Annotated in this window: 15 protein-coding genes; 10 read left to right on the top strand and 5 right to left on the bottom strand. The window is 75.6% G+C overall.

Annotation, left to right across the window (positions count from 1 at the left end; genetic code table 11):
• The first annotated feature begins 1 nt into the window (after nt 1).
• From FIC82_RS07005 to FIC82_RS06995, 3 genes are read left to right on the top strand one after another with little or no spacing between them, the layout of a single operon-like run.
• On the top strand, nt 2-1150 hold the full coding sequence (locus FIC82_RS07005; RefSeq protein WP_168731579.1) for a GNAT family N-acetyltransferase: 1149 nt from the start codon (nt 2-4) through the stop codon (nt 1148-1150).
• A complete protein-coding gene (locus FIC82_RS07000) occupies nt 1147-1953 on the top strand; it encodes a polysaccharide deacetylase family protein (protein WP_154798059.1) in 807 nt (268 codons plus the stop codon). The genes FIC82_RS07005 and FIC82_RS07000 overlap by 4 nt, the downstream gene beginning before the upstream one ends.
• A complete protein-coding gene (locus FIC82_RS06995) occupies nt 1950-2933 on the top strand; it encodes a glycosyltransferase family 2 protein (RefSeq protein ID WP_168731578.1) in 984 nt (327 codons plus the stop codon). The genes FIC82_RS07000 and FIC82_RS06995 overlap by 4 nt, the downstream gene beginning before the upstream one ends.
• Nucleotides 2934-2948: 15 nt before the next feature.
• Here the strand turns inward: FIC82_RS06995 and FIC82_RS06990 are convergent, their stop codons facing one another.
• Nucleotides 2949-3866 carry a glycosyltransferase family 2 protein gene (locus FIC82_RS06990; RefSeq protein WP_154798057.1) on the bottom strand — a complete coding sequence of 306 codons (918 nt, stop codon included), beginning with the start codon at nt 3864-3866 and terminating at the stop codon, nt 2949-2951.
• Between the two features lie 172 nt (nt 3867-4038).
• Here FIC82_RS06990 and FIC82_RS06985 point away from each other — a divergent pair, with 172 nt between their 5' ends.
• Both FIC82_RS06985 and FIC82_RS06980 read left to right on the top strand, forming a co-directional pair.
• On the top strand, nt 4039-6339 hold the full coding sequence (locus FIC82_RS06985) for a hypothetical protein (RefSeq protein WP_154798056.1): 2301 nt from the start codon (nt 4039-4041) through the stop codon (nt 6337-6339).
• Complete coding sequence (locus FIC82_RS06980; protein WP_168731577.1) at nt 6336-7028, top strand: hypothetical protein; 693 nt, start codon at nt 6336-6338, stop codon at nt 7026-7028. Before FIC82_RS06985 ends, FIC82_RS06980 begins: the two co-directional genes overlap by 4 nt.
• 105 nt (nt 7029-7133) lie before the next feature.
• Here the strand turns inward: FIC82_RS06980 and FIC82_RS06975 are convergent, their stop codons facing one another.
• Nucleotides 7134-8105 carry a glycosyltransferase family 2 protein gene (locus FIC82_RS06975; protein WP_168731576.1) on the bottom strand — a complete coding sequence of 324 codons (972 nt, stop codon included), beginning with the start codon at nt 8103-8105 and terminating at the stop codon, nt 7134-7136.
• Between the two features lie 126 nt (nt 8106-8231).
• On the opposite strand from FIC82_RS06975, the gene FIC82_RS06970 reads away from it, so the two are divergent.
• Genes FIC82_RS06970 through FIC82_RS06950 form a run of 5 tightly spaced genes read left to right on the top strand, consistent with a single transcriptional unit; the run spans nt 8232 to nt 15028 of the window.
• Complete coding sequence (locus FIC82_RS06970; RefSeq protein ID WP_154798053.1) at nt 8232-10250, top strand: glycosyltransferase; 2019 nt, start codon at nt 8232-8234, stop codon at nt 10248-10250.
• Complete coding sequence (locus FIC82_RS06965; protein ID WP_154798052.1) at nt 10247-11659, top strand: O-antigen ligase family protein; 1413 nt, start codon at nt 10247-10249, stop codon at nt 11657-11659. The genes FIC82_RS06970 and FIC82_RS06965 overlap by 4 nt, the downstream gene beginning before the upstream one ends.
• Nucleotides 11656-12828, top strand: a complete 1173-nt coding sequence (locus FIC82_RS06960) for a glycosyltransferase family 4 protein (RefSeq protein WP_154798051.1) — start codon at nt 11656-11658, stop codon at nt 12826-12828. Before FIC82_RS06965 ends, FIC82_RS06960 begins: the two co-directional genes overlap by 4 nt.
• Nucleotides 12825-13856 (top strand): glycosyltransferase family 4 protein, encoded by a 1032-nt coding sequence (locus tag FIC82_RS06955; protein WP_168731575.1) that lies wholly within the window; start codon nt 12825-12827, stop codon nt 13854-13856. Before FIC82_RS06960 ends, FIC82_RS06955 begins: the two co-directional genes overlap by 4 nt.
• The gene (locus tag FIC82_RS06950; RefSeq protein ID WP_168731574.1) at nt 13853-15028 is read left to right on the top strand and encodes a glycosyltransferase; all 1176 of its coding nucleotides are present in this window, start codon (nt 13853-13855) and stop codon (nt 15026-15028) included. Before FIC82_RS06955 ends, FIC82_RS06950 begins: the two co-directional genes overlap by 4 nt.
• On the opposite strand, the gene FIC82_RS06945 is transcribed toward FIC82_RS06950, so the two are convergent.
• Genes FIC82_RS06945 through FIC82_RS06935 form a run of 3 tightly spaced genes read right to left on the bottom strand, consistent with a single transcriptional unit; the run spans nt 14982 to nt 19353 of the window.
• Nucleotides 14982-16211: a glycosyltransferase family 4 protein gene (locus FIC82_RS06945; protein ID WP_154798049.1), complete on the bottom strand. Its 1230-nt coding sequence runs from the start codon at nt 16209-16211 to the stop codon at nt 14982-14984. The genes FIC82_RS06950 and FIC82_RS06945 overlap by 47 nt on opposite strands.
• Entirely contained in the window at nt 16208-18187 is a 1980-nt protein-coding gene (locus tag FIC82_RS06940; RefSeq protein ID WP_154798048.1) for a polysaccharide biosynthesis tyrosine autokinase, read from the bottom strand. The genes FIC82_RS06945 and FIC82_RS06940 overlap by 4 nt, the downstream gene beginning before the upstream one ends.
• Nucleotides 18184-19353, bottom strand: a complete 1170-nt coding sequence (locus FIC82_RS06935) for a glycosyltransferase (protein ID WP_154798047.1) — start codon at nt 19351-19353, stop codon at nt 18184-18186. Before FIC82_RS06935 ends, FIC82_RS06940 begins: the two co-directional genes overlap by 4 nt.
• Nucleotides 19354-19421: the final 68 nt, after the last annotated feature.

Raw genomic sequence — 19421 nt, 5'->3', positions numbered from 1 at the left:
GATGCACGCACGGACCCTCCTGCTCTCGGACGTCACGGCCGAGGACGAGGCCCGCTGGCGCGGGCTCGCGGCGCGCGCCGTCGAGCCGAACCCGTTCCTGGACCCGGCGTTCCTGCTCACGGCAGCGCGCTGGTTCCCCGCGACCGCCGGCATCCGGTTGGTCGTGGTCGAGGACGTGGACCGCATGCTCGCGCTGCTGCCGTTGAGCGTCGAACCGCGCTTCCAGGGGCTGCCTCTCCCCTACGCGACGACGGCAGGTCCCTTCCTGTCGCGCCGCGCTCCCCTGTGCGCACCGCTCGTCGACGACGGGTCGCCCGTGGACGCCCTGACGGCGCTCCTGAGGTATCTCTCCGAACGGGGAACCGGGCTGCCGGGCCTCGTCGAGCTCACGCTCCTGCCGGGGACCGGGGCACTGCACGGCGCGATCCTCGAGGCCGCACGGGAGACCCGCACCCCGCTGCTCGAGCGCTACCGCTTCGAGCGGGCGAGCATGCGACCGGTGCCCGAGGGCTCGAGCTGGCGCGACGGCCTCAGCACGAGCCGACGCAAGAAGCTGGGACGGCTCGCCCGTAACGTCGAGCGGGAGCTCGGCGCGCCGCTCGTCGCCGAGGACCGTGGCCCAGACCCTCGGGCGTTGGAGGAGTTCCTCGACCTCGAGGCGGCAGGCTGGAAGGGCACGACCGAGCGGGGCGGGGCTCTCCGTGTCACCCCGAACGGCGTCGAGTGGTTCACCGAGGTGGCAGACGGCTTCCGCGAGCGCGGGCTCCTGCGGATCTTCACCCTGAGCGTCGGGGAGGAGACGCTCTTCATGTCCGTGTCGCTCGTGTGCGGGCGAGGGGTGTTCGCACTCATGGACACCTACGACGAGCGCTTCGCCCGGCTCAGCCCGGGAGTCGTCGGCAGGGCCGCGGAGGTCGACCACTTCCTGGCCGACCCTGCGGGCGTCGACGTGTTCGACCAGTGCATGCACCCGAAGCACGTCGAGAGCTCCGCGCTCTACCCGCAGCGTCGAGCGTTCGTCGGGCTGCTCCTCGCGCCCCGGGGCGTGGTGAACCGCACGCTCGTGCGCGCGCTCCCGCGGGCCGCCGCGGTGCGTACCACCCTGCGCGAGCGCCTCGGCCGCAGGTCGCCCGGTCTGGAAGCCGCATGAGCCCGCGCCCCTCGAGACCCCTCCTCGTCCGGCTCCGCGACGTCGAGTCCGCGTCCACGACCGGCGGCCGGTTCCGGGACGTCGCGGTCGCCCGCGGGCTCGTTCCGCTGGTGGCCACGTCCCCCCTCGGGACCTTTTGCGTCGACACGGACGAGCGCGTGCACGCGATCACCTACGACGACGGACCGGACCCGGAGCAGACGCCGCCGATCCTCGACGTGCTGGCGCGCAGGGGCGCGCGCGCGACCTTCTTCGTCCTGTCGGACGCCGTGCGCCGGCACCCCGACGTCGCGGCCCGCATCGTCGCGGACGGGCACGAGCTCGCGCTCCACGGTGCGGACCACCGCTCGCTCCTCACGCTCTCCGGTCGGGAGGCGGTCGCGACGGTGCGTCGGGCGAAGGAGACCGTCGAGGAGATCGTCGGCACCCCCCTGCGTCTGTACCGGCCGCCCTACGGCGCGCACACGCTGCGCCAGGCGGTCGGCCTGCGGCGGCTGGGGCTCGACCTGGTGCTGTGGTCCGGGGACGCGGTGGACTGGCTGGACGGCAACGAGACCACCATCGCGGACCGGGCCGCCGGGTCGGTGTTCCCGGGGAGCATCCTGCTCCTGCACGACACGCGGGCCGACCCCGAGACGATCCGCCCCGGCGAGCGGCTCCCCACCTTCGACCGCGCCGCCGTGCTGGACCTCCTGCTCGAGCGGACCCGTGCGGCAGGCTTTCGCGAGGTGACCGCCGGCGAGCTCGTGGCGCGCCACCGTCGCGTGGCGAGCGTCGCGCGTCAACGGATGGTCCGCCCGTGAGCGGGAACGAGGCGGCCGTCCCGGAGCTTTCGGTGATCGTCCCCGCGTACGACGCGGCCGGGACGATCGAGGTCCAGCTCGGCGCTCTCCTCGAGCAGCGGCCCGAGCACCCCTGGGAGGTCCTCGTCTGCGACAACGGGTCGACCGACGGGACGCCGGACCTCGTCCGCCGGTGGGGGCGCCGGATGCCGGAGCTGCGGCTGGTCGACGCGTCCGCGGTCCGCGGCCCCGGTGCGGCACGCAACGCCGGCGCCGCGGTGGCCAGGTCCTCGCGGCTCGCGTTCTGCGACGCCGACGACCGGGTCGGTCCAGGCTGGGTGGCCGGGATGCGCCGCGCCCTCGACGCGCACGACGTGGTCGCGGGACGGTTCGAGACGGTCCCGACACCCCGGCACCGGGTCGCGGTGACCTGGTCGCCCCAGGAGCACGGGCTGACGACGCTCGACTTCCTCCCCGGGTTCGTGACCGCGGGTGCCGGCAACCTCGGTGTGCGGTCCGCGGCGTTCCGCTCGGTGGGCGGCTTCGACGAGACGGCCGCGACGCGCGAGGACGACGACCTGTGCCTCCGTCTGCAGATCGCCGGCTACCGGCTCGCGTTCGACCCCGCGCTCGTGCTGCGGGTGCGCCGACGGGAGGGTGTGCTGGCCGTCTACCGGCAGGCGTACGCCTACGGCGTCGGCTCGCGCTGGCTCGAGTACCGGTACGCCCTCGTCGCGCGATCCCTGGTGCGGTCGACCGCCGAGGTGCCGAGGGGCGACGGGATCGTCACCACCCGTCAGGGATCCGTCTCGACGTCGCCCGCCCGGCGCGCGGCCGCGGCTCGCGCCCTGCGTAAGGTGGCCCGCCTCTGGAACCCGGCCGACATCGCCGACGTCGTGTGGCGCGCAGGCTGGTCACGAGGCCGCCGGGTGGTTCCCCCTGCCACGATGCCGCAGGTCGCCCCGCCGGACCGATCGGTCGACGGCCGCGACCCGGCGTGACCGGCGGCGTGACCGTCAGCCGCGGCGCAGGGACCGACGGACCAGCCGCGGCGTCCAGGTCGCCAGCCGGATGACGCTCACCCAGCTCAGTGCCGCGGCGTAGCCGGCCCTTCCCCGCGGCGTCGTCGGCCACGGCTTGCGCCAGATGGTCAGCCAGACGGACGTCCCGGCACGAAGCTCGCCCACCGCGGCACGCCCGGCCTCCCGCAACGGTCCCGACGCGCTGAGGTCCGCCATCCCCTTGGCGATGCGGACCGACTTGGTGGTGAGCTCCGACCACGACGGCCGGGAGGGGTGGTCGACGACCGCGTCCGGCGCGTAGGCGAGGCGGCGGCCGCTCGCTGCCAACCGGTGACCGAAGTCGTCGTCCCCTCCGGACTGGAGCGCCGGGTCGAAGCCACCGACGCCGCGGACCGCCTCGGACGTCGCGACGAGGTTCGCGGTCGCGGCGAAGTGGAACGTCGTGACGAAGCGCTCCTGGTCGAACCCGTGGACCGACTCGTACAGCTCGGGTCCCGTCGTGGGCTCCGGGCCGTCCCGGAACACCAGCCGGATCCGTCCGCCGACCGCGTCGGGTGCGCCGGGCGCCTTCAGCATGGCGACCGCGGTGCTCAGCCAGTCCCGCCAGGGTCGACAGTCCGCGTCCGTGAAGGCGAGCACCTCGCCCGTCGCGACCTCGAGCCCGGCGTTGCGTGCCGCGTACGACCCCTTCCGCAGCTCACGGACCATGACGAACCGGTCGTCGTCGGGGAGCGCCGGGCGCAGGTCGACGGTCGACGCGTTGTCGACCACGACGACGTCCAGCCGGTCGGCCGGGTAGTCCTGCTGAGCGAGGGCGTCGAGGCACAGCCTCAGACGCTCGACGTCGTTGTACACCGGGATGATGACCGTGACTCTCGGCAGGTCGTCAGCCCGACGGGGAGCGTCCTCCATGCGCCTCTCCTCGTCCGGGATCGCGGGGTCGTCCACGACCCGCCGAGCATAGCGGGGCCCGGGTCGCTCGGACCCGCCGTCCGGGCGACACCGACGCGCACGTCCCGATGTCGCCCGGGTGAATTCCGGATGAGCGGCTCGTGCACGGTTTCCGTTGCCATAGGGTCGCCGTGTGGATCTCGCGTCTGTCGTGCCACCCGGTGCGCGTGTCCTCGAGATCGGGGCCACGGACGGGGTGCTCGCGCGTGCCCTCGAACGGTCCGGGCTCACCAGCCGCTACCTGGGGCTCGTCCCGCCCGAGCACCTGGCGGCGGTCCGCTCGGACGTCGGCGACGACCTCGCGCACCGCGTCCACCCGCTGACGTCGCCTGACCAGGCGATCCGCAACAGCACCGACGTGCTCGTCCTCCGTGGTCGGTGGGCACGGGCCCTGTGGGCGCACCGCGACCTCCACCACGTCGGCCAGGTCGTCGTCGAGCGGAGCACCGGCGCGCAAGACGTCGAGCGCCGGGCCGCCGCGCTCGCGGGCCGGACGATCGGGCGGCTCCGTGACCAGGGCCACGTCGTGTGCGACGGGATCCGCCTCGACGTCTACGAGGTCCCGCAGCATCGCGAGCCCGCGCCGCGGACCTACTTCTCCCCCGTCTGGGGGCCCGCCGGCCTGGCGGAGCGCCTCAAGGAGGCGGGGCTGCGGTATGCCGTGCTCCGCTGGTTCGAGACGTTGCCCGACATCGCGCCGGGAGAGGACCTCGACGTCCTCGTCGCGGACGACGACACCGACGCGCTCCGCGCTCTCCTCGAGTCGGAGCCCGGGGTCCTGCCCGTCGACCTCTACAGCGCCTCCGGGCTGGACCACTCGGACTTCCAGGGCGCGGCCTACTACCCTCCCCCGCTCGCGACGGGGCTCCTCGACCGGGCGGTGGTGCACACGAGCGGGTTCCTCGTGCCGGCCCCGGAGGACCACCTGCGTTCGCTCGCCTACCACGCCGTCTACCACAAGGGTCCGTCCTCTGGGTTCCCCTCCGTGCTCCTGGGCCGCACGGACCCGGACCCCGAGCACGACTACCCGGCGGAGGTCGCCCGGCTGGCCGCGCCCCTCGGCGCCTCCACGATGCGCACGCTCGAGGACGTCGACGACTACCTCGCCGCGGTGGGCTGGCGGCCGCCGTTGGACGCGCTGCGTCGCTTCGCGCCCTCCAACCCGTGGATCGAGGCGGCTCTCGGCACGAGCACGGGTGTCCCGCGCGAGGACTCGGAGCTCACCGTCTTCCTCGTCCGCCGACGCACGCTCGCCACGCTGCCGACGGCGGACGTCCTGGACGAGCTCGAGCACGTCGGGTTCGACGTCGTCGAGGTGATCGAGCTGGACGACGAGGCGCGCGCCCGCACGGCGCGGAGCCTGCGCGGCGGCAACTGGGGGCAGGGGCCGTTCCCGGTGAGCGGTGGGGACCCGGTCGTCGTCGTCGCCGCGCTCCACCACGACCCCGACCCGCCCGGCCCCGACCTCCAGGGCCGCTACCCGCACCTCACCAACGCCGAGGTGGTCGTCGCGAAGCAACGGGTCCGGCGCGCGATCGAGGCGCGGACCGACGGCGACGGTGCGTTCAACCCGATCCACTCGTCCGACAACGAGGAGGAGGCCTGGGAGTACCTCGAGGTCGCGGTCCCGGACGCCGTGGAGAGGATCCGTGCCGACGTGGACGAGCGCCGCGCGGAGCTCCGGACCGACGTCTCGGTGCTCCGGACGCTGAGCCGCGGGCGGCGAGCCCGCGTCGAGATCGTCGCCGGCTCGGACGGCCCCGTCGTGCGCAAGACGTTCGCCCGCGGTTTCCTGCGCTTCATGGAGCGCGAGGTCTGGGCGATGCGCGAGCTCTCCGGCCTCGTGGACGCTGTCCCGCCCGTCCTGGACTCCGGGCCGAACTGGTTCACGTGCCCGTTCTACGACGACGTCCTCGGTCCTCTCGACACGCCGAGGAGCCCGCGTCTCGTCCCGCTCCCGGTCCTGCGCCAGATGGTCGTGGTGCTCCGCCGTCTCCACGAGCTCGGGTACGACCTCGTCGACGCGAAGCCCCAGAACTTCGTCGTCGACCGTGCGCTCGGTCTCCGGATCGTCGACTTCGAGTTCATGTACCGCTACGAGGGCGACCCGCCGCCGCTCGAGCGGAGCGCGACCTTCGTCGACGTGGCGCCTGGCTTCGCACCGGACCGCCCTGTCGGCGACATGTCGTACGACAAGCGCTGGCTGCCGTACACGGGGATGCCGCTCGCGGTGCTGCTCGACGGCTCGGAGCAGGAGCAGCGCTCGCACCGCCGGCGTCATCGTGCTCGGAGCCTCGTCGGCGTGCCTCGCGTGCGGGCGACGGGGCTCGCGCGACGCGCCTACGGTGCCGCACGGGGCGCCAAGGGCACGATCCTGTGGCGCTACACGCTCTGGGCACGGTGGCGGGCACGGTCTGCGGGCCGGTCCTCATGACGAAGCCGTGCCGCGGTGTCCGGTCGGGCCGCACGACGGAGCGAGGCGGGTCCCACCAGGTCGTCGAGATCTTCGGGCTCTCCTGCGCCGGGAAGTCCACGCTCGTCGCCGGCATCGTGAGCGCGCTCCAGGTGCGGGCGGACGAGTTCCGTCTCGTCGACATCGACCCGGGAGATCGTTCGCTCGATCGGGCACGCGCTGTCGCGGCGGGCTACACGAACGTCGACTTCCTCCTCTGGGCGCTCGTCAATCCACGAGTTGCGCTGAGTCCCCGTGCTCGCGCGTTCGCCTACGTCATCGCCAAGGCGCGGGAGCTGCACGCGCACGTCGGTGCGGGACAGATCGTCCTCCTCGACGAGGGACCCCTGAAGCGGTACGCGACCCTCGCCGAGGGCTCGCGACGACCGGATCTGCTCTACCGGTCGATGCCCTCGCCGGACCTGGCCGTGAACGTCGTGTGCAGCTTCCCGGTTCGCCTCGACCGCATGCGCTCGAACGGTCGGCCTCACGCCCGGGGCCGTACCGACGAAGAGCTTCTCGCCAACCACGTCTTCCGTTCGCGCTGGAACCGCCGGATCGCCGCCGCCCGGGGTCCGGACGGTCTGGTCGTCGACACCACGCGAGCGCAGGACGCGTCGCTGCTGGCCGCCGGCGTCGTCGAGGAGATCCTCCGTCGCTGCGAACGATGACCTCCGCGGGGTCGCGCTCCTCCGGGCGCGGGTGACGCGGTCGGCCGTCACCGTGACCGGCGAACGGAGGGAGCGGCTTTCCACCAGTTCCCGCCGACCGCGAACTCAACCAGCGGGCCCGCCTCGCGACCGCCACCGTGCCCGGACACGCCCCGCCGTCCGTGCGACCGGTGCCGTCGGAGCGAAGGCCGCGACCCAGGCGGCGTCCGCGATCACAGCCGTGACTCGACGATCCCGCCAGGCAGCACGCGCCGCGCGTCCCGCGCTCCACCAGGCGAACCGGTCGTTGGCGCGCAGGCGGTCGTCGTAGGCGTCGACGAGGTCGCGACGACCCGCTGCGACGGCCGAGTCGCGGTGCCGGCGCAGGATCCTCCGGATGCTCGTGGCCAGGTCGCGGTACGACCGGGTGGTGTTCGACGCGTGGTGGCGGTAGTCGACGAGCACGTCGTCGACGAACACGAAGGGTCCGAGGGCCGCGGCCTTGAGCACGAGGTCGAGGTCCTCGCCCTGCCGGTACGCCGGGTCGAACCCGCCGACGGCGTCGAACGTCTCGCGCCGGACGACGAGGTTGGGGAGCATGACGCCGGGCCCACGGATGACGTCCCGCCGGTCGTGCGCGGCGCGCTGGTCCGCCGCGACGAGCTCCGCGCCGTCGGCGTCGACGGTCCGCATCGCGCAGTAGCTCACGACGGTCCCGGGCTGCTCGACCATGGCCTCGACGTGGCGGCGGAGCCGGTCGGGGTGCCAGCGGTCGTCGTCGTCGAGGAACGCGACGAGCTCGCCCGTCGTCTCGCTGACCCCGGCGTTGCGCGACGCCGACACCCCGGACGGCGCGCGCCGCACGAGCCGCGGGCGGGGGGCGCCGTCCGGGACCGGGACCGCCTCGACGATCCCGCGGAGCGTCGCGGGGTCGGGCGAGCCGTCGTCGACGACCACGAGCTCGGCCGCGGGCAGGGACTGGGCGAGGGCCGAGGCCAGGGCCTCGGCGAGGAACGGGCCGCCGCGGTTGGTCGCGAGGACGACGCTGACGCGCGGGTACGCGGCGCGCGGGCCGCCCGCCCGGGGTGCGTCGCTCACCTGGCTCCTCCTGGGTCGTCGGTCCGGCCCGGCGCCTCCCGGGGTCGGGACGACGGCACCGGACGGACGGGGTGAAATCGGCAGAATCCCGCGGGATCCGCCCTCCGCTGGGGGACAATCTCCCACATGAAGGTCCTCCGCGTCTCGCACAGCGCCGTCGTCGACGCCTGGCGCGAGCGCGAGCGCGCGCTCCGGGCGCGTGGCCTCGACGTGCGGCTCCTGTCCGCGCGCGCGTGGGACGAGGGCGGCACGACGGTCCCGCTCGTGCCGCGCCCGGGCGAGCCGGTGCGGGGGGTGCGGACGTTCGGGACGCACCCGGCGCTCTTCGTCTACGACCCCGTCCCCCTGTGGCGCGCGCTCGGCCAGGACTGGGACGTCCTCGACCTGCACGAGGAGCCGTTCGCGCTCGCGACGGCGGAGGTCCTGGCCCTGCGCCGCCTGCGTGCTCTCCTCGGTCGCCGCCCGGCCCCGCCCTACGTCCTGTACTCCGCGCAGAACCTCGCCAAGCGCTACCCGTGGCCGTTCCGGTGGTTCGAGGCGCGCGCGCTCCGCGGCGCGGCCGCGGTGTCGGTCTGCAACGACGAGGCCGGGCGGATCGTGCGCGCCAAGGGCGCACGCGGCCGCGTCGAGACCGTCCCGCTGGGCGTGGACCCGGCGGTCTTCTCCCCCGCACCCGACGCCGTCCCCCCGGGACCCAGCACGGGTCGCACCCCGAGGCGACTCCGCGTCGGGTACGCCGGGCGGCTCGCGTCCCACAAGGGCGTCGACGCGCTCCTCGCCGCGGTCGCGGCCGACGACCGGCTCGACCTCGTCCTCGCCGGGGAGGGTCCGGACCGCGCCTCCCTCGAACGGGCCGCCCGCCCGCTCGGGGACCGGGTGCGGTTCGTGGGCGCGCTCGACGGCGACGACCTCGTCGCCTTCTACCGCGACCTCGACGCGCTCGCCGTCCCGTCGCGCGAGACGCCGGGCTGGGTCGAGCAGTTCGGCCGGGTCGCGGTCGAGGCGATGGCGTGCGGCGTCCCCGTGGTCGCGAGCCGGACGGGCGCGCTGCCCGACGTCGTGGGCGGTGCCGGCCTGCTCGTGCCGCCCGACGACCCCGACGCGCTCCGCGCCGCCCTCGTGCGCGTCCTGGACGAGGACGGCCTCGCCGACCGGCTGCGCGCCGCGGCGGCGGACCGTGCGGCGTCGTGCTCCTGGGCCGAGGTCGCCCGCCGCTACGAGGACCTGTACACCACCGCCGTCTCCGGGGGCGCGGCACCAACCACCCCCACGACGGCGCCGCGCGGCGCGTCGGCGTCCACGCCGCCCGAGGTCGTGGTCGTCGCCTACGGGTCGCCCGCCATGGTGCGCGACGCGCTCGCCCCGCTCGCCGGGAAGTACCCGATCACGGTCGTGGACAACTCGTCGCTGCCCGAGATCCGGGAGATCACCGAGCTGGCCGGGGGTCGCTACCTCGACCCCGGGCGCAACGGGGGCTTCGCCGCCGGCGTGAACCACGCGCTCGCCCACCGGCAGGCGCCGGGGGCCGACGTCCTGCTGCTCAACCCGGACGCCGTCGTGACGCCCGAGGACGTCGAGACCCTGCACCGAGCGCTGCACGCGTCCCCCCGGGTCGCGAGCGTGGGGCCGCAGCAGGTCGACGACGAGGGGACGCCCGCCCGGGTCGTGTGGCCGTTCCCCTCGCCCGCGGCCACGTGGATCGAGGCCGTCGGCCTCGCGCGGCTGCGACGGACCCCGGCGGACCGCTCGTTCGTCATCGGGTCGGTGCTGCTGCTCGACGCCGCCGCGGTCGAGGAGCTCGGCGGCCTCGACGAGCGGTTCTTCCTCTACGCGGAGGAGACCGACTGGGCGTACCGCGCCGTCCGGGCCGGCTGGCGGCACGCCGTCGTGCCGGAGGCGCGCGCGACGCACCTCGGTGGCGCGACCAGCACCGACCCGACCCGGCGCGAGACGCACTTCCACGCCTCGCAGGAGCGCTACCTGCGCAAGCACCACGGCCGCGCCGGGTGGGCGGTCGCGCGCGTCGGCGCCGTGCTCGGCGCGGCCGTGCGTTCCGTCGCGCTGACGGGCGAGGGCCGGGCGAGCGCCCGGCGCCGCCTGCGGCTCTACCTCACCGGTCCGGTGCGGGCGGAGTCCGCCCTGTGAACCTGCCCGCCGTCCGCCTGCCCCGGCGACGCCCCGTCCTCTACCGCGCGCCGCGCGTGCGGGGGGCCGCGCTCGCGCGGACGCGGACCGTGGCGGGCTGGGTGGCGGGTGGCGCGATCGTGGTCGCGCTCCTCGCGGTGCTCGGGTTCGTGGTGCCCGCGCTGCAGACGGCCGCCGTCGGGGGCGCCCTGCTCGTGCTGATCGTCGGGCTCACGGCCTACGAGCCCGTCGCGCTCCCGATCCTCGCGATGCCCGCGCTCGTCGTCGTCCAGCGCGTCGGCGGCGGCGGCGTCGACCTCTCGCTGAGCGACTTCGCGCTCTTCGGCGCGTTCTGGTTCGCGCTCTTCTTCTCGCCACGTCCGTTCTCCCGGCCGATGCGGGCCATGCTGTGGCTGTCGCTCGTGTACCAGGTCGCGACGCTCTTCACCGTGATCGTCAACCCGTTCAGCGCGAACGTCGTGGAGTGGTTCCACGCGTGGCTCTCGGTCGCCGGGGCGCTCGTGCTCGGCTGGGCCGTCGGGCGGTCCGGGCGCGCACGGCTCGGGCTGACCCTCTTCCTCGTGCCCTGCCTCGCGATCGCCGCGCAGACGTGCGTCGTCGCGCTCCAGCAGCTCGCCGCGGGCATCTCGGGCCCGGTCTACATCGACTCGCCGATCGCGATGCACAAGAACTTCATCGGGTGCGTGCTCGCTTTCGCGGCGCTCACCGCGTACGCGCGACCGTGGTGGGTCGGCTGGCCGCGGTGGTTCTCGCTCGGCGCGTTCTGGCTGTGCTCGCTCGGGGTGCTCGCGGCCCAGGCCCGCCAGGCCCTCATCGGGCTCGCGATCGGCATCATGCTCATCACGCTGCGGGGCGACCCCGACCGCAAGCGGTCCAAGCTCATCCTGCTCGCCGCCGTCCCGGCCGTCTACTTCGTCGTGCTCGCCGTGCAGGAGCAGCTCGAGTCCGGCAACGAGTTCAACTCCGCGAACCAGCGCCTCACCTGGTACGCGGACTCGATCGACGTCTGGCAGCGCAGCCCGTGGGTCGGGATGGGGCTGCGCTGGTGGACGGCGGGCGTCACGGAGTTCGTCTTCCAGCCGCCCAACGTCGAGCTCGAGGTGCTGACGTCCGCCGGGATCGTCGGTCTCGTCGGCTTCCTCGCGCTGTTCCTCGGGGGCATGGTCGTGCTCTGGCGCATCAACCCGCGCTTCGGCACGCTCGCGTTCTCGATGCTCATGATGCGCTTCGTCCAGGGCCAGTTCGACCTGTTCTGGGTCTCCGTCCAGGTGACCGTGCCGTTCGTCATCGTCGGCGTGTGCCTCGGCGCGGAGGCGTACGCCGAGTCCCGGCAGAACCTGCGGGACGAGACCGGTCGAGAGCTCCCTCTCGACGAGCTGCGATCCGTCCGGGAGATGGCCGAACGATGACAGACCTGCGGATCCTGCAGATCGCGCCGGAGATCGCGCCCGGCAGCGGCGTGGGCGGCGTCGCGCACCACCTCGAGGAGGCGTTCGAGCGGGCGGGCGTCGAGACCGCGCGCTTCACGCTCGCCGACGCGCGGGGGGCGTGGCTCCCCGAGCCCGGGCCGGGCGTCCGGGGGCGGCTCGTGCTCCTCGCGCGGGTCGTGTGGTTCTCCACCGTGGGGACGGCCCTCGCGCGACGCCGGGTCGCCCGCGAGCGCCGAGCACCCCAGGGGGCGGGCGACGCCGTCGTCGCGATCTGCCACAACGACGTCCTCGCGGGCGACGTGTACGTCAACCACGGCATCCTGCGGGTCGCGATGCGGGCGCGCGGCGGGTACGCGTGGCGCATGGTCCGCAACCCCCTGCACCTCTTCACGGCGGCGCGCGACGCCGTCCGGTACCGCGGCCGGGCCCACCGCGTGGTCGTCAACCTCACACGGTCCGAGCGCGACGCGCTGCGCGCCACCTACCCGCGGCTGCGGGCACGCGCCGTCGTCATCGGAAACGGGGTCGACGTGGACCGCTTCTTCCCGCCGACTCCCGACGAGCGCGCGGCGGCCCGTGCCGCGGTCGGGATCCCCGAGGGGGCCGTCCACGTCGTCTTCGTCGGGCACGAGTTCGACCGCAAGGGGCTCGACCTCCTGCTCGCCGCCGCCGCGGACCTGCCCCGGGTCCACGTCAGCGTGGTCGGCGGGACGCCCGACATGCTCGCCGACGTCCGGGCGCGGGTCACCCGGCTCGGGTCCGCCGACCGCGTGCACCTCGCCGGCCGCGTGCCCGACCCGCGGCCCTGGCTCCGCGCGGCCGACGCCCTCGCCCTGCCGAGCGCGTACGAGGCGAACGCGCTCGTCGTCCTCGAGGCGCTCGCGTGCGGGGTGCCGGTCGTCGCGACCCCCGTCGGCTACGCGCCCGACGTCGTCGACGACGGCCGGAACGGCTGGCTCGTCGACCGGTCCGTCGACGGGGTCCGCGCGGGGATCGCCGCCGTCGCGGCGCTCGACGACGAGGCGCGCCGCGCCGTCGCGCTCGCCGCCCGCGCCACCGCCGAGCGGCACGACTGGGACGCGGTCGCGCGTCGCTACCTCGACCTCGCGGCGGCGCTCGTCGCCGCACGATCGGAGGACCGCCCGTGAGGATCCTGCACGCCGTCCGGTCCGACGGCTTCGCCGGCGTCGAGCGGCACGTCGCCCGGCTCGCGCGCGCGCAGTCCGCCGCCGGGCACGACGTGGCCGTCGTGGGCGGCGCGCCGGCCGGGATGTCGGCGACCGTCGACGACCCGACCGTGCCGCTCCTGCCCGCCGCCTCGACGGGGGACGTCGTGCGCGCGCTCCGCCGCCACGGCGCGACGGCGGACGTCGTGCACGTGCACATGACGGCGGCGGAGATCGCGGCGGCGGTCGCGGCCCGGACGACGCGCGCGTTCCCCCCGGTCGTCTCGACGCGCCACTTCGCGCGGCGCCGCGGTACCGGCGCCCGGGGACGGCTCGTCGCGGTGGTCGCCGCGTCGTCGGTCCGCGCGCAGGTCGCCATCAGCCGGTACGTCGCCGAGCACGTCGAGGGTGAGTGCGTGGTGGTGCACCCGGGCGTGGCGGACCGTCCCGACGGCCGCGCCGCCGCCGAGCGCGACGACGTCGTGCTCGTCGTCCAGCGGCTCGAGACGGAGAAGCGCACCGACCTCGCGCTCGAGGCGTTCGCCGCGTCCGGGCTCTCCGCCCGGGGGTGGCGCCTCGAGGTCGCGGGCGACGGCGCGCAGCGCGCGGCGCTCGAGGACCTCGCCCGGTCGCTCGGCATCGGCGACGCCACGTCGTTCCTCGGGGCGCGCGACGACGTCGACGCGCTCCTGGACCGGGCAGGGCTGCTCGTCGCGCCGTGCCCGGTCGAGGGGCTCGGCCTGAGCGTCCTGGAGGCGATGGCGAGCGGGCTCCCGGTGGTGGCCTCCGCTGCGGGCGGGCACCGCGAGACGCTGGCCGGGATCGACCCGCTCACGCTCTACCCGGCGCTCGACCCGGGGGCCGCCGGCCAGGCCCTGGCCACCCTCGCGGCGGACCCCGCACGCCGTGACGCGTGCGCCGCCGCCGGCCGCGCCGCGCAGCGCGAGAGGTTCACGCCCGCGGCCCAGGTCGCCGGGACGGACGCCGTCTACCGCGCGGTGCTCACGTGACGCGCGGCGAGAGCGCGGCGGCCGTCGGCGACGTCGTCTTCCTGTCGCTCGAGCGCTGGGACGACGTGTGGCGCCGCAACCAGTACCTCGTGGCGGAGCTGTGCCGCGCCGACCCGACGGCCCGGGTGCTGTTCGTCGAGCCCGCGGCCGACCCGCTGCACCGGCTCAGCCGTCGCAGCACGCCCCGCCCCGGCCGCGGGCTGCGCGCGGCACCCGACCTCGACGGGATCGCCTCCGGGCGCGTGCTCCTCCACGAGCCGACCAAGTGGCTCCCCCGCAGGGTCGACCCGCACGTGGACGCGCGCCTCGCCCGGTCCGTCGAGCGCGCCGTCGCCCGCGCCGGGCTGCGCCGCCCCGTGCTGTGGGTCAACGACCCGTCCGGTGCCGCCGTCGTGCGGCGCACGGGATGGCCCGCCCTCTACGACGTCACCGACGACTGGCTCGCCGCCGACCGGTCCCCCGCCGAGCACGCCCGGCTCGTCGACGACGAGGCCACCCTGCTCGACCGGTGCGCGGAGGTCACCGTGTGCTCGACGGGTCTCGTCGCACGCAAGGGGACGGTGCGCGACGTGACGCTCGTGACGAACGGCGTCGACCTCGACCGCTACCGTGCCGCGCACGAGCGACCGGCCGACCTCCCGGCGGGCCGGGTCGCGCTGTACGCCGGGACCGTGCACCCCGACCGGTTCGACGTGCCGCTGCTGCTCGCGACCGCGCGTGCCCTCGCCGGTCGGGCGAGCGTCGTCCTCGTCGGGCCGGTCGTCGACCTCGCGCCGCACGAGCACGCCGAGCTCGCCCGTGCAGGTGTGGTCGTCCTCGGGCCACGTCCGTGGACCACGGTCCCCGCCTACCTGCGCCACGCGGACGTCCTGCTCGTCCCGCACGTCGTGGACGCGTTCACGGACAGCCTCGACCCCATCAAGCTGTACGAGTACCGCGCCGTCGGGCGCCCCGTCGTCTCGACGCCGGTCGCCGGGTTCCGGGACGACCCGCAGGTACGGGTCGCGGACGCCGGCAGCTTCCCCGCCGCGGTGCGTGCCGCGCTCGACGACGCACCCCCGCCGCGCGTGGCCCGCCTCGACGACGACCCGCCGGACGTGCCGACCTGGCGCGGTCAGGCCGCGCTCATGCGCGACGCGCTCCGCCGGACACGGACGTCCAGACGTCCGTGAGCACCCGCGCGGTGCGCTCGACGGGGAACCGGCGCAGTGCCGACGCACGGGCCCGCTGCGCGCGCTCGCAGGCCGCCGCCGGGTCGCGCAGCACGTCGAGCACCGCCGTCGCGAGGGCGTCGGAGTCGCCAGGAGGGACCAGGAGTCCGAGCGGCGCGTCGCCCTCGTCGGCGGCCTCGGCGTCCTCGGCGTCCTCGGCGTCGACGAGGATCTCCTCGACCCCGCCCGCACGCGTCGCGACCACCGGGACGCCCCGCACCATCGCCTCGACGACGACCTGCCCGAAGGGCTCCGGCACCGGCGACGCATGCACGCACACGGCGGCGGCGTCGAGCTCCGCGCGCGGGTCGGCGACGAACCCCACGAGGTCGACGTGGTCGTCGAGCCCGAGCCGGGTCACCTCGGCTCGGACGAGCGCCGCGTAGTCCTCGGCGCCGAAGGCGGGCTCGCCGACGATGCGCAGCCGCGCCGCGGGCACGGCGTCCACCACGGCGCGCAGCGCCCGGACGACCTCGAGCTGGCCCTTGGTCGGGCTGATCCGGCCGACCATGACGACCGTCGGCCCGGGCACGTCCGCGCGGGCTGCGGCGGGCGCGTCCGCCCCGGCCGCCTGCTCCCGCGCGAACCCGGGGTACGCGACGGCGGTCACCGCGGGCAGCGTGCCCGCCGTCGCACGGGAGTTCGCCACGACCGCCGCCGGGGCCCGGCGCGCCAGCGCGCGGACGACCCGCACCAGCGGTCCCGGGAGGTAGTCGGGCGCGATCCGGTCGTGGACGTGCCACACGAGGGGCCGGCGGGCGACCGCCGCGGGGACGATCCCCAGGAGGTCGGCCTTGAGCGACGTCGTGTGCACGACGTCGGGGCGCAGAGCCCGCACCCGACGGGAGAGCCGCCACAGGAAGGGAAGCGTGCGCAGGGCCCCCGCGACCGTCGCGGCCGAGAGGCGTCCGGCGCTCGCCCGGTCGGTCGTCGCCACGGACGACGCGAGCGGGACGACGTCGACCCGCACCCCGACCTCGGCCAGCCGAGCGCGCAGCGGCCCGTCGGCGAAGAGCAGCACCCGGACGTCGACGGCCGGACCGAGCGCTGCGCACGTGCGGACGAGCGCGAGCTCGGCACCGCCGAGCTCCGCCGTGTGGTCGAGGACGAGGACCCGGAGCGGCGGACCGCCCGGGGCGGTCACCACCGGAAGGGACGCTTGCGCTCGTCGTTCTCCGGCTCGTCACCGGTCGCGGCCGGGGCGGCCGGCTCGACCTTGCTCCAGGCCGGGGCGAGGACCGCGTTGCGCCTGCCACCGCCCTGGGGCGTGCGCCGACCGTGCGCGGTGCCGGCGTCGGTGCCGGTCGACGGGGCCGACGCCGGGCGCGCGGGCGAGCCCGAGGACGAGCCCGGTGACGGGGAACCCGGGCCGGTCGCGGGCTCGTCGCCCGCCCCGACGGGTGCCGCGGCACGCGCGGACGCGTCCTCGACCGCGACCGCCGCGGCGGCGACGGACGCGCGGCGCGTCCCGACCGACTGCCCGTCGCCCGTCTCTGGCACCTCCGCGGTGCCGGACGCACGGACCCCACCGGGCTCCGCCGGCTCGTCGGCGCCCGGGCGCGGACCCGACCCGGAGGGTCGGCGAGCAGGACCCTCGGCCGGCGGCGCCGACGTCTCCTCGTCTCCCGACGCGGTGTCGGCCGGGCCGACGGCCTCGTCGTCGCCGTACGTCGAGGCGTAGAGCATGCGACGGTCGCCCGTGACGCCGGTCAGCGCGATCCCGAGAAGCGGGACGTTGCTCACGCGCAGCCGTTCGGCCGCCTCCGCGAGCACGGCGCGGTCGGTCCGGCCCGCGGACGCGATGAGGACGACGCCGTTCGCGTAGCCGCCGAGGATCGTCGCGTCGGCGGCCGCGAGCACGGGGGGCGCATCGACGACGACGACCTCCGCGTGGTCGCGCAGGCTCCCGACGAGGCCCCGGGCCCGCTCCGTCGCGAGGAAGTCCGCCGGGTCCATCTCCTCCTCGGGGACGGGCATGACGCGCAGGTTCGGCACACCGGTCGGACGCAGCTCCTGCTCGAGCCCGTGCCAGTCGTCCGGCGCCGGGAGCATCCGGTCGAGCTGCGGGCGTCGCAGGTCGCCCGACAGCGCCACGGTGCGCCGGCCGCTCAGCGCGAACGACGCCGCGAGGTTCGCCGTGATGAACGACCGGGGCGCCGACGGGTCGGCGGCCGTGACGACGACGACCGCGTGCTTCATGCCCGCGGTCGAGACCTGGACGGCGGTGCGCAGCTCGCGGATCGACTCCGTGAAGGGGGTCGCGACCTTGCTCGCGACCGGGAGCGCGTGCGTGTGCGCGAACTCCTTCTCGGCGGGTCGAGTCCCGTACAGCTCGGCCAGGACCGGGGTCTCGGTGAGCCGCGTGGACTCCGCCGCGCTGCGGACGCGGATGTCCAGGCCGCGGCGCGCGAACGCGAGGCCGATCCCGGCGACCAGCCCGACGAGGACCGCGAGGGCGAGGACCGTGGCTCGGGACAGTCCGAGAGCCTCGGCACCGGTCGCGGCCGTGACGACCTCGCCCGGGACCGCGATCCCGCGGAGCGAGTTGACCTGCACGGTGAGCGCCGAGTAGTCGCCCACGATGATGTCCTGCTCGGCGAGCGCGAGGGGGTCGTCACCATCGACGTTGAGCCGCTGGCGCACGCCACCGAGCTGCTCGGCGAGCGCCTGACGACGCGCCTCGAGCTCCGCGACCTGCGCGGCCTGGATGTTCACGAGCTCCGCGGCGTACGCCTCCGCGAACGCGTTGGCGACGTCCACGGACCACGCCTCGTCCGGCGTGGTCGCCTGCACGGCGACCATTCTGGTCTCGCCGTCAACCTCCGCCGTCACCAGGTCGGCGAGCTCGTCGGCCGCGGCGGGGTCCCCGAGAGCCGTCGCCGCGGCCTGGGCGACCTCGGACGACGTGACGTCGTCCGGGTCCGTCATGACGGTCACCTCGACGAGCGACTCCCCGCCCTGCGCGCTCTGCACGCCGTAGAGCTGGACCGTCGCGGTCGCGCGGTACATCGTCTCCTGACGGTCGAGGTAGAACAGCGCCCCCGCCACGACGACCAGCACCGCCGCGAGGACGTAGTACTTGCCCGCCCAGACGGTGCGGACGAACTCCCTGATCGTCATCGCCGTGCTCTCCCCCCACCGGGTCGTGCCGCGCTCGCGGTGCGGTCCTGCTGCTGCTCGGCCACGACGCCCTGCAGCCGCTCGACGAACCGGTCGCGGCCGAAGGTCGCGACGTGCGCCGTCACGGCGCCATCATCCCACGTGCGCGCCACCGCGGCCTCGACGGCGTCCGCGACGAGCTCCGGGCGCGGCGCGTCGAAGAACACGCCGTTGACGCCCTCCACGACGGTGTCCAGGTAGCCGCCGTCGCGCAGCACCACGCTCGGCCGCCCGAACGCCCCCGCCTCGAGCGGCGACAGCCCGTAGTCCTCGTACGACGCGGCGACGAGCGCGGCCGCGTTCCGGTAGACCCAGCGCAGCGTGGCGTCGTCGACCCGGCCGAGCAGGTGCACCCGCCCACCACCGCGCGCGGCCTGCGCGTCGAGACGCGCCCGGTCGGGTCCGTCGCCGACGACCACGAGCTCGCGGCCGGTCGCCTGCGCCGCCGCGACGACGACGTCGACGTTCTTGTACGGCAGCAGCCGCGCGACGCACAGGAGGAACCCGGGCTCCACGCCCGGGACCGCGCGCTCCTCGCCGTCGGGCAGCATCGCGGGCGGCGGCGCGAGCACCTCGGCCTCGATGCCGTACGCGTCGCGGATCGCGCGCTGCGTCACGGTCGAGTTGGCGAGGTAGACGTCCGCGCGCCGCGCGGCCGCGCCGTCCCACCGGCGCAGGCCCGGCGACAGGAGGCCGAGCGCCGCCGCTGCGGCACGCCGGCGGGCGCGGTGCGCGGTGGAGCCCTCCGCGGGGCCGAGGTAGCGGTCCCGCTGGTAGAGCCAGCGCGCGGGGGCGTGGCAGTAGACGACCGTGCGCCGTGCGCCGCGGTACCCGTGGGCCCAGCCGGTGGAGGACGCGAGGAGCACGTCGGCGTCGACCCGCTGACGGTCCACGGCGGGCGCGAGGAACGGCAGCGCGACCCGGTGGTGCCGACGCAGGAGCCCGGCGCGGTCGAGCGCGGACGTGCGCAGGTCGAGCCCGTCGAACTCGGGGAACGTCCCCGCCGGGTCGTGCAGCGTCGTGTACATGGGCGAGCCGGGGAACGCGTCGGCGAGCAGCAGCGCGACCCGCTCCGCGCCGCCACGCTGGGTCGCGTAGTCGTGCGCGAGCGCGACACCGTGGGTCATCGGTCCTCCCTCGCGAACGCAGGCACCCAGCCTAGGCGGGGCGCGGCACGCGCGAGGGGGGACGAAGC

It is taken from the genome of Cellulosimicrobium protaetiae (genome assembly GCF_009708005.2).
GTDB classification, from domain to species: domain Bacteria; phylum Actinomycetota; class Actinomycetes; order Actinomycetales; family Cellulomonadaceae; genus Cellulosimicrobium; species Cellulosimicrobium protaetiae.
The sequence above is the reverse complement of the archived record's forward strand: the minus strand, read 5'-3'. Positions and strand labels throughout refer to the sequence as shown.